This window comes from Citrobacter sp. wls718, assembly GCF_005280945.1.
Taxonomy (GTDB): domain Bacteria; phylum Pseudomonadota; class Gammaproteobacteria; order Enterobacterales; family Enterobacteriaceae; genus Citrobacter; species Citrobacter gillenii.
Map to the genome: position 1 here is coordinate 61,046 of NZ_SZWV01000005.1, position 13,085 is coordinate 74,130.

The following is a 13,085-nucleotide window of genomic DNA, read 5'->3' on the forward strand; positions in this document are numbered from 1 at the left end:
TATCTCAATGACCCGACCACACCGACGCTGAGATTGCAGGCAACGTCAGTACATCGCCCATAGTCTGGCCTTTGCCCTCTTCGTGCCGCCACTGCGCGACATTGAGCAACGGCGACGACGGCAGCACCACTTCACAGGCGTGTCCCCGGTTAATCGCCACCAGTACGCGCTGCTGGTTAAGTACCCGGACAAATACCACCACGTTATCTTCGGCGTAAATTACCTGACAGCCGCCGTGGCGTAGCGCCTTGCTACGATGACGTAATTTCGCCAACCGCTGGTACAGCGCCAACAGTTCGCCGTCCTGTTGATCCTTCTGCCACGGGAACGGTTTACGACAGAACGGATCGTTATTTCCATCCAGCCCCACTTCATCACCGTAGTAAATACACGGCACGCCAGGCCACGTAAACAGCCACACCACCGCCAGAGGCAGGCGCGCAACATCTTTGCCCAGTAAAGATTTAAAACGAGCGGTATCGTGGCTGTCGAGCTGGTTGAACATACGCAACTGCTGCTGATGCGATAATCCCGCACGGTAGTTATCCATCCACGCCATGCACGTTTGAGCATCAATAGACTGCGGATCGTAAGAGATGTCGGTGTTGGCGAGAAATCCCCAGAGCGGGAAGGTAAAACCACGGTAGTTCATGGCGGCATCTTCGGCATCGGCCTGCAGCCACTGGCGCGCATCGCCAAAGTGTTCACCGACCACATAGGCTTCTGGCTGCGTTTCTTTCGCCGCCTGGGTGATCCCGGCCACATGCTGCAGGTTATTGCGCGCTCCACCGGCTTCTCCCAGCATGTGCACAACATCAAGCCGCCAGCCGTCCATGCTCCACGGCGCTTTTAACCAGTGACGGACAATGCTGTCCTCGCCGCGATAAATTTCGTTCACCAGGCTTTCCGAGGCAAAATCCAGCTTCGGCAGGCTGGCGTAACCCAGCCAGTCCAATGCGACGCCGTCGTCAGAGAAATGGTACCAGTCGCGCCAGGGCGAGTCCGGGTTATGGCACGCCCCGTCTGTTCCCTGATGATGCCTGTCGAACCAGGCGTGCGAATCGCCACTGTGATTGAATACGCCGTCCAACACCAGGCGCATTCCCTGTTGCTGCGTGTTATGCCGCAGGCGTAATAGCGCCCTGTCACCACCAAAGCGGGGGTCAACATGGCGATAATCTTCGGTATCGTATTTATGCACGCTCGGTGCGGTAAACACCGGGTTCAGATACAGTGCTGTTACCCCTAAGCTTTTCAGGTACGGCAGCTTCTCGCTGATCCCGTCCAAATCACCACCATAGAACGTCGAGCCTCCGGCCTGTGCGTTCAGCGGTTCATCCCAGTCGCGCTGCACAATATCGTGCCCGGCCGCGTGGTGGTAATAGACGTTATCCTGTTCTGTATCGCGCGACTGACTGCGGGCAAAGCGGTCCGGGAAAATCTGATAGAAAACCTGGTCGGCCACCCATTGCGGACCATTGTCTGGCACATCCACAGCAAACTGTTCCAGCCGCGCGGGCGGAAATCGGCTGAACCCTTGCGGGGTAAACCACAGCTGGCGATCGAGCCACAGCAGCTTAAAGCTATAGCGTCGACGAGGCTGGCCGCAGGAGAGATCGATTGCCGCGCGCCACGCGGTCACGCCAGGCTGCGGCTGGCTGCGCTGCTTATGCATGCCGAGCGAGATCTCTTCGTTATCATTTTCTGCGCGTAACGTGACCCGCTGGTGTTGATTGTCCCCTGCCAGCCAGAGCGTAATCGTCAGTTTATCGTTGTTTTGCTTAACAAATGGGGCAACCGGAAGGTGCCAGGCGTTCAACATCACGTATCCCCTTTGATGAAAATGAAGTCACCTTGCCATAGGAAAGTTAAGGATCACTCATCATCTTAACGTTTATTGGGGGAGGAGTTCGGGGGAGGAGAAAATGCCGGGAGGCGCAAGCCTTACCCGGCAAAAAAATTACTGTGCTTCAGCCGGTTGACGCTCACGGCGGCGTTTGAACACCCACCCCACCAGCAGCAGGGCAATCCACGCAAAACCAACGTACAGTGAAATACGGGTATCCGGATGGTAGCCAATAAGCCCGATAATAAAGACCAGGAAAATCAGGCCAATCACCGTCGTGACCACACCTCCCGGTACTTTAAACGTCAGTGCTTTGACCTCTTCCGGCGGCAGACGACGGCGGAAGGCAATCTGCGACAGCAGGATCATGATCCATACCCACACCGTGGCAAACGTCGCCAACGAGGCGATCACCAGGAAGATGTTCTCCGGCATGATGTAGTTGAGATACACCGCAAACAGCAGGGCAATGGTCATCACCATCACCGTCACCCACGGCACGCCGCGACGCGAGGTTTTGGCGAACATTTTCGGTGCACTTCCCTGCTCCGCCATACCGTGCAGCATACGGCCCACGCCAAAGACATCAGAGTTGATCGCCGACAGCGAGGCGGTCAGCACCACAAAGTTAAGGATACCTGCCGCAAAGGTAATGCCCATATGCTGGAACGTCAGAACAAAAGGACTCCCGTCGGTGCCCACCTGATTCCATGGGTAAATAGACATAATGACGAACAGCGTGCCCACGTAAAACACGAGGATTCGCATCGGCACGGAGTTAATTGCACGCGGGATCGACTCCTGCGGGTTCTTCGCTTCACCGGCAGTAATGCCGATGATTTCAATGCCACCATAGGCAAACATCACCATTTGCAGCGACATAATCATGCCCAACCAGCCGTTACTGAAGAACCCACCGTTGCTCCACAGGTTATGGATGCCGGTTGGTTGCCCACCGTTGCCGATCCCCCAAATGATGATGCCAAAACCGGCGACAATCATAATGATGATGGTGGCGACCTTAAAGAATGAGAACCAGAACTCTAGTTCGCCAAACACCTTCACACTCATCAGGTTGATGGCGCAGATAATCAGCACTACGCTCAGAACCCAAATCCAGTGCGGCACCGCCGGGAACCAGACGCCCATATAAATACCGAAGGCGGTCACGTCGGCAATAGCGACAATCAGGATTTCAAAACAGTAGGTCCAGCCGGTAATGTAGCCTGCCAACGGTCCGAGGTTTTCCTGCGCATAGCGCGAAAACGAGCTGGCTGCTGGGTTATGAACGGACATTTCGCCCAGCGCGCGCATGATAATGTACGCCGCCGCGCCGCCGATAATATAGGCCAACAACACGCTCGGCCCTGCCATTTTGATGGCATCGGCTGAGCCATAGAACAGCCCGGTACCAATTGCCGAACCTAATGCCATAAAGCGGATGTGCCGGGTGCTCAGCCCACGCTTTAGCTTGTTATTACTTTCCATCGATTCCTAACCTGTTAACACAATAAAAAAACCACGGGGCCATATTAATAGCCCCGTGGTTAAAACTTATTGTCAGTGATATTAGTGTGCGCTGGAGGTCACTTGTCGACCTGCTGCGCGGTCCCAAATTACGGCCAGGACCACCATCACGACTGTTGGCATCAACCACGCCAGACCTTGCTCTGCCAGCGGTAAACGCTGGGTCCAGGCTGGTAACACGTCGCCAATTGCAGAAGCTTTAATGCCATCAAGGATACCAAAAATCAGGCTGATAAACATCGCAGGTGCAATGACGCGGGAAGAATTATGCCACCATGAGCGGGTAAAGCTTAATACAACCAGTGCGATACAGGGCGGATAGATAGCCGTCAGGACCGGAATCGAGATCTGAATCAGGTGGCTCAGGCCGAGATTTGACACCACCATCGAGAAGCCGCCAAGGATAAACACCAACGTACGGTAAGACAGTGGAATGTACTGCGCAAAGAACTCAGCACACGCACAGGTCAGGCCAACCGCCGTCACCAGGCAAGCGATGAAAATCAACGCGGCCAGCAGCAGGCTACCTGCACCGCCGAAGGTGTGCTGAACATACGCATGCAGAATTGCCGCGCCGTTAGCAGACTGATCGACCAGAATCGCGCTGTCTGAACCCAGACGGAACAAGGCGAGGTACAGCAGCGTTAAGCCGACACCAGCCATCAAACCTGCCCAGACGGTATAACGTGTCAGTAGACGTGCTTCAGTAACGCCACGCGAACGCGCGGCGTTCACGATAACAATACCAAAGACCATCGCCCCCAGCGTATCCATCGTCAGATAGCCGTTCACGAAGCCGTTGGAAAACGCCGCAGTTTGATAGGCTTCCATGGCATTGCTGATCGGACCGGCAGGCCAGATAATCGCAGCAACAGACAGCACAACCAGCGCCAGAATTTTCAGCGGCGCGAGGAAATTCCCCACGGTATCCAGCAGTTTGCCCGGATAGAGCGACACCAGGATGACAATCGCGAAATAGACCACGCTGTAGATAAACAGCGGCAGCGCGGAGTCACCTGTCAGCGGGGCAATCCCCACTTCAAAGGAGACCGTTGCGGTACGCGGCGTTGCAAATAACGGCCCAACGGCCAGATAACAGACGGTAGCCAGTACTAAACCGGCCACTTTGCCGATCGGAGTGCTGAGGCTGTCTACACCACCGCCGACTTTCGCCAGCGCCACAACGGTGAGCACCGGCAGGCCAACAGCGGTAATCAGAAAGCCAAAAGCCGCAGTCCAGACGTGTTCGCCGGCCTGCAAACCAACCATTGGGGGGAAAATAATGTTACCTGCACCTACAAACAGTGCAAATGTCATAAATCCCAGTGCGATGATATCGCGCGATTTTAACTGATGGGTCATAAAGTCTTACAGCCTGTGGATGTGAATGTGGTGTTGTAAAGGTTAAATTTTTGCCCTTCCCTTTTGGGACGATACAGCGGCATTTTTAATCAATTCCAGCGGGAAATTCTCCCAGCCGGGCGCGGCGAAGAATAGTTTTTCGATTTACCGCGTAAATGCAGTCGGTATGACAGCACATGGTGCGCAATTTAAACGCTTATAACGTTTTAAAGCAAGGTGGGATCTAAAAACCAGAACAATATAGCGATATGAAAAATCCAGTTAGAACAAAACACCATTTCCGGGAAAAAGGTATGGGTAATAATGCGAACAAAAAACAATCAGACGTCGTAAAATTCAGGATGACTGTATTGACCCGCGTAAAAAAGCCAGCTTTCGCTGGCTTTTGGAAAGATAATCTTACGGATACGCCTCAATCGTTACTTTTGGCAAGTAAACGTTCCGCTAGCACAAAGCTAAACCGCGTCCCTTTGCCCGGCGTACTCTCGATATTCAATCGGCTGTCGTGATGATTTAAAGCATGCTTCACAATAGCCAGCCCCAGCCCGCTACCGCCCGTTTGCCGCGATCGCGCTTTATCCACGCGGTAGAAACGCTCGGTCAAACGAGGAATGTGCTCAGGCGCAATCCCTGGCCCATTATCTTCGACGCTGAACTCGGCTCCCGCCGTCGCCCGCTGCCAGCGCACGGTGATGTGCGTTCCCGCCGGCGTATGGTTCACCGCGTTATAGATAAGATTCGAGATTGCGCTACGCAGTTGCTCCTCGTTACCCATCACGCTCAGGCGATTATCCACGTCGAAGGTAAACGTGTGTTTATTCTGGCTCAGCGTTTGTGCTTCGTGCTCAGCCACGCGCAGTATCATCGGCACATCCACTTTTTCATTCTGCGGCAGTGTCGGTGCGGCTTCTATTTTCGATAGCGTCAGCAACTGTTTCACCAGCCCTTCCATACGCTGCGTTTGCTCACGCATGGTATCCAGCGCTTTCTCTCGCGTTGCCCCTTCCAGGGGATGCTCCTGCATCATCTCCAGATAACCTTGCAGCACCGTCAGCGGCGTACGCAACTCGTGGCTGGCGTTGGCAAAGAAATTACGCCGCGCGCCTTCCAGTTGGTGCATCTGCGTGACATCGCGCGCCACCATCAGCAGCTGCTTGTCGGTATACGGCATCACCCTAATTTCCAGATGCCGCCCGGTATTAAGTACCAAATTAATTGGCCGACTAAAGTCGCGCGTTTTCAGGTATGAGGTAAATTCCGGGTAGCGAAGCAGGTTAAGAATATTTTGCCCACTATCGTCCGGCCAACGCAGTCCCAGAACCTGCTGTGCCAGGCCGTTACACCAGAAAATCCCACCCTCTTCGGTGGTCAGTACCACCGCATCAGGCAGCGATTCAGCCCCGCTGCGAAAACGCTTAATCAGATTACCCAGTTCGCGGCGGCGTTTTTTGTTACGCAGTTGCATTTGATGCAGGCCGTAAAGCAGCGGTTCCCAACTGCCCCGCCCCGGCGGAGGCGTCATACTCCTGTCGACCCACAGCCACCAGGACAAACGCAGTAAATTCCAGAAATGCCAGATAAGCAGACCCGTTACCGATGCCAGTAAAAACCACGGCAGATAACCGAAAAAAGCACTAAGGATAAAAGCCGGAATGCAGCAAAGTATCAGCTCCAGTACCAGCCTTTTCCATGACAATCGTTCCAGCAAACGTCGCACTCCCTATACAACTTGATCTAATGGGCTATTTTCCGTGCCGGTCAGAAGCGGGTGGAAAAACGGTATCCCGTTCCGCGTACCGTCTGCACCATGCGATCGTGGCCGCTGTGCTCCAGCGCCTTACGCAAGCGGCGGATATGCACGTCAACCGTCCGGTCTTCTACGTACACGTTGGTGCCCCAGACATGATTAAGTAGTTGTTCGCGGCTGTAGACGCGCTCAGGATGAGTCATAAAGAAATGCAGCAGTTTGAACTCAGTTGGCCCCATATCCAGCGGTTCTTCGCCGGTCATTACACGATGCGAGGTGGGATCAAGGCTCAGCCCCTGCATCTCAATAACTTCTTCAACCGCCATTGGTGAAATACGACGCAGTACGGCTTTAATGCGCGCCACCAGCTCCTTCGGCGAAAACGGCTTGGTGATATAGTCATCCGCACCGGTTTCCAGCCCACGTACGCGATCTTCTTCATCACCTCTTGCCGTCAGCATCATCACCGGGATGTCCCGCGTCATCGCTTCACGTTTGAGGTGTTTAATGAACTGTAACCCCGAGCCACCGGGAAGCATCCAGTCAAGCAGGATAAGATCCGGCCAGGGTTCATTGAGTTGATTCACCGCACTGTCATAGTCTTCGGCTTCTACAGGTTGGAACCCGTTTTGCTCGAGCACGAAGCAGACCATTTCACGAATTGGAGCTTCATCTTCTACGACCAGAATACGTCTCGCCATGATTTGCCCTGTTTTAATTTAATCGTTCATACCCTCTATACGCCGCCATTATGCGTCAGATTTATGACAGATTTATGAAAAAGATAGTCCAGGCTTAACCAATGTTGTTGAATTATGACAGCCCGGAAACAAGATATTCACGCCATTGCAAGGGTATAATCCCCCTCATTGCTTTTTCGTCATGGAACTCGTATGCGCATCCTTCATACCTCAGACTGGCATCTGGGCCAAAACTTCTACAGCAAGAGCCGCGCCGCCGAGCATCAGGCCTTTCTTGACTGGCTGCTGGAGACCGCACAATCCCATCAGGTGGATGCCATTATTGTGGCAGGCGATATTTTTGATACCGGCTCACCGCCGAGCTATGCCCGCGAGATTTACAACCGCTTTGTCGTCAATTTGCAGCAAACAGGCTGCCACCTGGTGGTGCTGGCAGGCAACCATGACTCGGTCGCCACGCTTAATGAATCACGCGATATTTTGGCGTTTCTGAACACCACGGTGGTCGCCAGCGCAGGCCATGGACCGCAAATACTGAAACGCCGCGACGGCACGCCAGGCGCCGTGCTGTGCCCGATTCCCTTTTTACGCCCACGCGACATCATCACCAGCCAGGCGGGACTCACCGGCAGCGAAAAACAACAGCATTTGCTGGGGGCAATTACCGACTATTACCAGCAGCAGTACCTGGACGCCTGTGAACTGCGCGGTGAACGCAACCTGCCGATCATTGCAACCGGGCACCTGACGACCGTCGGTGCCAGCAAAAGTGACGCGGTACGTGACATTTATATTGGCACACTGGATGCCTTTCCGGCGCAGAATTTCCCGCCAGCAGATTACATCGCGTTGGGACATATTCACCGGGCGCAGGTCATCGGCGGAACAGAACATATTCGCTACTGTGGCTCGCCGATTGCCCTCAGTTTTGACGAATGTGGCAAAAGCAAAGGCGTGCATCTGGTGAGCTTCGAAGACGGCAAGCTACATACCGTCGACAATCTCACCGTACCGGTCACGCAGCCGCTGGCAGTATTGAAAGGCGATTTAGCCGCCATTACCGCCCAGCTTGAGCAATGGCGCGATGTAGAGCTGCAAACGCCCGTCTGGTTAGATATTGAAATCACCACCGACGATTACCTGCACGACATGCAGCGCAAAATTCAGGCGTTGACGGAAGACCTGCCGGTAGAGGTTCTGCTGGTGCGCCGCAGTCGGGAGCAGCGCGAGCGTATTATGGCCAATGAGCGGCGTGAAACGCTGAGCGAACTGAGCGTGACGGAAGTCTTTGACCGCCGTCTGGCGCTGGAGGAACTGGAAGCGCCGAGGCGGGAACGTCTTAATCAGCTGTTTAATGACACGTTACAGACGCTTGCCGGGGAGGCTGACGCATGAAAATTCTTAGCCTGCGCCTGAAAAACCTCAACTCCCTGAAAGGGGAATGGAAAGTCGACTTCACGGCAGAGCCTTTTGCCAGCAACGGTCTGTTTGCCATCACCGGGCCTACAGGGGCCGGAAAAACCACCTTGCTCGATGCGATTTGTCTCGCGCTGTACCACGAGACACCGCGCCTGAATACCGTATCACAGTCGCAAAACGACCTGATGACCCGCGACACCGCCGAGTGTCTGGCAGAGGTCGAGTTCGAAGTTAAAGGCGAAGCCTACCGCGCGTTCTGGAGCCAGAATCGGGCGCGCAATCAGCCTGACGGCAATCTGCAGGTCCCGCGCGTGGAACTTGCCCGCTGCGCCGACGGAAAAATCCTCGCCGATAAAATCAAAGATAAACTGGACATGACCGCCACGCTCACCGGGCTGGATTACGGACGGTTTACGCGTTCGATGCTGCTGTCGCAGGGGCAATTTGCCGCCTTCCTTAACGCCAAACCCAAGGAGCGCGCTGAGCTGCTGGAAGAGCTGACCGGCACCGAAATCTACGGACAAATTTCGGCAATGGTGTTTGAAAAATACAAAGCGGCGCGCAATACGCTCGAAATATGCGAAGCGCAGGCGGCGGGTGTCGTACTGTTAAGCGAAGAGCAGCAACAGCAGTTGCAGCAAAGTTTGCAGGTACTTACTGACGAAGAAAAAATTTTGCTGGCGCAGCAGCAACATCAGCAGAAAGATTTTCAATGGGTTACGCGCAGCGACGAACTGGTTAGTGAACAGCAGCGCGTGGCTAGCTTAGCGCAGCAGGCCCAACAGGCGCTTGCGGACGCCGCGCCTGAGCTGGCAAGACTCCAGCTCGCTCAGCCTGCCAACCAGCTTCGTCCACTGTGGGATCGCCAGCAGGAGCAGACTGCACGCCTGGCGCAAACAAAGCAGCGGATCATTGAAGTAAATACTCGCTTACACGCTAAAACCTCGCTGCGCGCGCGCATCCGCAACGGTGCACTGCGCAGCCACGAGCAACTTCAGACCGAACTTACCGCACTGGCGCAGTGGTTGGCGGAGCATGATCGATTCCGCTTATGGGGCCAGGAGATTGCGGGCTGGCGCGCACTTTTTTCTCAGCGTAGTCGCGATAAGCATCAGCTTACGGCGCTCGCTGCCCGTATCGCTGAGTTACGCCAGAAACTGGCGGCGTTGCCGGAAAATGCCCTGACGCTCACCGCGGATGAGGTTGCGGTCGCGATGGAACAGCAAGCGCAATCACGGGCTTTCCGTCAGCGTCTGACCTCACTTCATGCTCGCTATCAGCCGTTGCAAAAACGTCTGCGTCAGAACGGTGAAAGCGTGCAAAAAGCGCAGGCGCAGCAGGCCGCGCTCAATGAAACGCTCGCGCTACGCCGACAGCAATATAAAGAAAAAAATCAGCACTACCTGGACGTTGAAACGCTCTGCAAACAGGAAGAAAAAATCAAAAGTCTGGAGGCAGAGCGCGCGCTTTTGCAGGCCGGACAGCCCTGCCCGTTATGCGGCTCTACTGCACATCCTGCGGTCTCGGAGTATCAGGCGCTGGAACTGAGTGCAAACCAGCAACGTCGCGACCAGTTAGCCAAAGAAGTCGCAGCACTGAAAGAGGAAGGTCTGCTGGTTCTGGGGCAGGTCAATGCCCTGACACAGCAAATCCAGCGTGAGACAGAAGAGATACAGACGCTCTCTCAGGAAGAGCAAGCACTCACTAAAGAGTGGCAGGACGTTTGCACCGCTCTGAATATTACGCTGAATATTCAGGAGGATATTACCGGCTGGATGGGCGAACAGGAGCACTACGAGCGCCAGCTTTATCTGCTCAGCCAGCGCCTGACGCTGGAAAACCAGTTACACGATCAGCAACAACAGGAACGCCAGTATCAACAACAGCTGGCGACGACGCATCAGGGGCTGGAAAGCGCCTTGTCCGCGCTGTCACTGACTGCACCGGAAGACGGCACAGAGGCAGCCTGGTTAAGCGCCCGCGAAACCGAATTCGCGCAGTGGCAGGAGAAACAGACGCAGCATGGCGTGATTCAGGAACGCATTCACGCCCTGAAGCCGCTGCTCGACACGCTTCCGGCAACGGACACCGCAGAAGCCGAAACGGTTATCCCTGAAAACTGGCGCGAAATTCACGACGACTGCGTGTCGCTGCAAAGCCAGCTTGCTGCACAGCAACAGCAGGAAACGCTGGAAAGCGAACGCTTGCAACAGTCGCAGGCGCAATTTACCGCCGCCCTGGCGGCCAGTTGCTTTGCCGATCAAGAGGCGTTCCTCTCCGCGCTGCTGGATGACGATACCGTCCGCCGCCTTGAGCAGTTAAAACAGACGCTGGAAAATCAATCGCAGCAGGCAACGGCGCTGTCCGGGCAAGCCAGCCAACAACTGCAGACGCATCAGGCGCTGCGCCCGGAGGGGCTGGACGCCGACGCACAAACCCTGCAAGCCCGGCTGCAACAACTGGCGCAACAACTTCGAGAGAACACCACCCAACAGGGGGAGTTACGCCAGCAGCTTAAGCAGGACAGCGATAACCGCCAGCGTCAGCAGGCATTAATGCAGCAGATTAAAGAGGCGGCCAGCCAGGTCGAAGACTGGGGCTATCTGAATGCGCTAATTGGCTCGAAAGAAGGGGATAAATTCCGCAAGTTTGCCCAAGGCCTGACGCTGGATAACCTGGTGTGGTTGGCTAACAATCAACTGACCCGCCTGCACGGTCGCTATCTGCTACAGCGAAAAGCCAGCGAAGCGCTGGAGCTGGAAGTGGTTGATACCTGGCAAGCCGACGCCGTTCGCGATACCCGCACGCTGTCCGGCGGTGAAAGCTTCCTGGTAAGTCTGGCCCTGGCCCTGGCACTGTCCGATCTGGTCAGCCACAAAACGCGCATTGACTCCCTGTTCCTTGATGAAGGTTTTGGCACGCTGGACAGCGAAACGCTGGATACCGCGTTGGACGCGCTGGATGCGCTAAATGCCACCGGCAAAACCATTGGCGTTATAAGCCACGTCGAGGCCATGAAAGAACGCATTCCGGTGCAAATCAAGGTGAAGAAAATCAACGGGCTGGGTTATAGCAAACTCGACAAGATGTTTGCGGTGGAGTAGTCGACAGACGGGTGCGGCTTCACAGGCCGGATAAGCGTTAGCGCCATCCGGCACAATATGTAGCATAATATTGCATACTCAGAGACGGATATGAAATGGCATTTCATTTCACTTATCCGCAAGCTATGCTCTTATTGGCGGCGAACGTTCGCCGCTGTGGCGCACATCTGCGCTGATATTGCTGGCAGGTCGTATGAAAAAAGTGATTTTCTCTTTAGCCCTCGGGACGTTTGGGCTGGGCATGGCCGAGTTTGGCATCATGGGTGTGTTAACCGAGCTGGCGCGAGATGTAGGAATTTCCATTCCTGCAGCGGGCCACATGATTTCGTTTTACGCCTTCGGCGTGGTGCTGGGTGCGCCGATTATTGCGATCTTTTCCAACCGCTTTTCGCTGAAACATATTCTGCTGTTTCTGGTCACGTTGTGTGTAATAGGTAACGCCATCTTCACCCTCTCCTCATCCTATTTTATGCTGGCGGTCGGCAGGCTGGTTTCCGGTTTTCCGCACGGCGCATTCTTTGGCGTCGGGGCCATTATTCTGACTAAACTCGCACGCCCGGGGAAAGTCACCGCCGCCGTCGCTGGCATGGTCAGTGGGATGACCGTCGCCAACCTGATTGGCATTCCCGTCGGTACCTGGCTGAGTCAGGCATTTAGCTGGCGCTACACCTTTTTGCTGATCGCCGTGTTTAACATTGCAGTCATTGCGTCGATTGCCTTCTGGGTGCCCAACATCAGTGACGAAGCAAAAGGCAAACTGCGAGAGCAATTTCACTTTCTGAAAAACCCGGCACCGTGGCTTATTTTCTCCGCTACGATGTTTGGCAACGCCGGCGTGTTCGCCTGGTTTAGCTATGTGAAGCCATACATGATGTATATCTCCGGTTTTTCTGAAGCGCTGATGACCTTCATCATGATGCTGGCTGGATTAGGCATGGTGCTGGGCAATCTGCTGAGTGGGCGGATTTCGGGCCGCTATACGCCGCTGCGCATTGCGGTGGTGACCGACTTCGTGATTGTGCTGGCCCTGGTGATGCTGTTTTTCGTCGGCGATATGAAAGCCGCGTCGCTGACCTTCGCCTTTATTTGCTGCGCGGGTCTGTTTGCGCTGTCGGCCCCGCTACAAATTTTGCTGCTGCAAAATGCGAAAGGCGGCGAACTGCTGGGTGCCGCCGGTGGGCAAATGGCCTTTAACCTCGGTAGCGCGGTTGGCGCATACTGCGGCGGCATGATGCTGACGCTGGGTTTTGCCTACAACTACGTAACCCTCCCAGCGGCCCTGCTGTCGTTTTCCGCCATGTCATCGCTGCTGCTGTATGGGCGTCTGAACCGCCCTACAGGCGTAAATTGTATGCCGGATAAGCGCCATCCGGCATAGC

At 55.0% G+C, this 13,085-nt stretch carries 8 protein-coding genes; 3 read left to right on the plus strand and 5 right to left on the minus strand.

The window, feature by feature from the left end:
- Positions 1-4: 4 nt before the first annotated feature.
- From malZ to phoB, 5 genes are all read right to left on the minus strand, one after another.
- Positions 5-1,822: a maltodextrin glucosidase gene (malZ, locus tag FDW95_RS01135; protein WP_115259247.1), complete on the minus strand. Its 1,818-nt coding sequence runs from the start codon at positions 1,820-1,822 to the stop codon at positions 5-7.
- Positions 1,823-1,960: 138 nt separating this feature from the next.
- Positions 1,961-3,334, minus strand: coding sequence for a proline-specific permease ProY (proY, locus tag FDW95_RS01140; protein ID WP_115259248.1), 1,374 nt, complete (start codon positions 3,332-3,334; stop codon positions 1,961-1,963).
- Positions 3,335-3,415: 81 nt separating this feature from the next.
- A complete protein-coding gene (gene brnQ / locus FDW95_RS01145; protein ID WP_115259249.1) occupies positions 3,416-4,735 on the minus strand; it encodes a branched-chain amino acid transporter carrier protein BrnQ in 1,320 nt (439 codons plus the stop codon).
- A 412-nt stretch (positions 4,736-5,147) separates the two neighbouring features.
- Complete coding sequence (phoR, locus tag FDW95_RS01150) at positions 5,148-6,443, minus strand: phosphate regulon sensor histidine kinase PhoR (RefSeq protein WP_096759459.1); 1,296 nt, start codon at positions 6,441-6,443, stop codon at positions 5,148-5,150.
- A gap of 50 nt (positions 6,444-6,493) precedes the next feature.
- A complete protein-coding gene (gene phoB / locus FDW95_RS01155; protein WP_096758099.1) occupies positions 6,494-7,183 on the minus strand; it encodes a phosphate response regulator transcription factor PhoB in 690 nt (229 codons plus the stop codon).
- 192 nt (positions 7,184-7,375) lie between these two features.
- Here phoB and sbcD point away from each other — a divergent pair, with 192 nt between their 5' ends.
- The 3 genes from sbcD to araJ all read left to right on the plus strand — a co-directional run bounded on the left by sbcD (position 7,376) and on the right by araJ (position 13,084).
- The gene (gene sbcD / locus FDW95_RS01160; protein ID WP_115259250.1) at positions 7,376-8,578 is read left to right on the plus strand and encodes an exonuclease subunit SbcD; all 1,203 of its coding nucleotides are present in this window, start codon (positions 7,376-7,378) and stop codon (positions 8,576-8,578) included.
- Positions 8,575-11,706 (plus strand): exonuclease subunit SbcC, encoded by a 3,132-nt coding sequence (gene sbcC, locus FDW95_RS01165; protein ID WP_137363386.1) that lies wholly within the window; start codon positions 8,575-8,577, stop codon positions 11,704-11,706. The genes sbcD and sbcC overlap by 4 nt, the downstream gene beginning before the upstream one ends.
- A 193-nt stretch (positions 11,707-11,899) precedes the next feature.
- On the plus strand, positions 11,900-13,084 hold the full coding sequence (gene araJ / locus FDW95_RS01170) for an MFS transporter AraJ (protein ID WP_115259251.1): 1,185 nt from the start codon (positions 11,900-11,902) through the stop codon (positions 13,082-13,084).
- Position 13,085: the final 1 nt, after the last annotated feature.

Bases quoted from the DNA above. Each gene is read 5' to 3' on its own strand.
- malZ (WP_115259247.1), bottom strand. From the start codon at position 1,822: ATGTTGAACGCCTGGCACCTTCCGGTTGCCCCATTTGTTAAGCAAAAC.
- proY (WP_115259248.1), bottom strand. From the start codon at position 3,334: ATGGAAAGTAATAACAAGCTAAAGCGTGGGCTGAGCACCCGGCACATC.
- brnQ (WP_115259249.1), bottom strand. From the start codon at position 4,735: ATGACCCATCAGTTAAAATCGCGCGATATCATCGCACTGGGATTTATG.
- phoB (WP_096758099.1), bottom strand. From the start codon at position 7,183: ATGGCGAGACGTATTCTGGTCGTAGAAGATGAAGCTCCAATTCGTGAA.
- sbcD (WP_115259250.1), top strand. From the start codon at position 7,376: ATGCGCATCCTTCATACCTCAGACTGGCATCTGGGCCAAAACTTCTAC.
- sbcC (WP_137363386.1), top strand. From the start codon at position 8,575: ATGAAAATTCTTAGCCTGCGCCTGAAAAACCTCAACTCCCTGAAAGGG.
- araJ (WP_115259251.1), top strand. From the start codon at position 11,900: ATGAAAAAAGTGATTTTCTCTTTAGCCCTCGGGACGTTTGGGCTGGGC.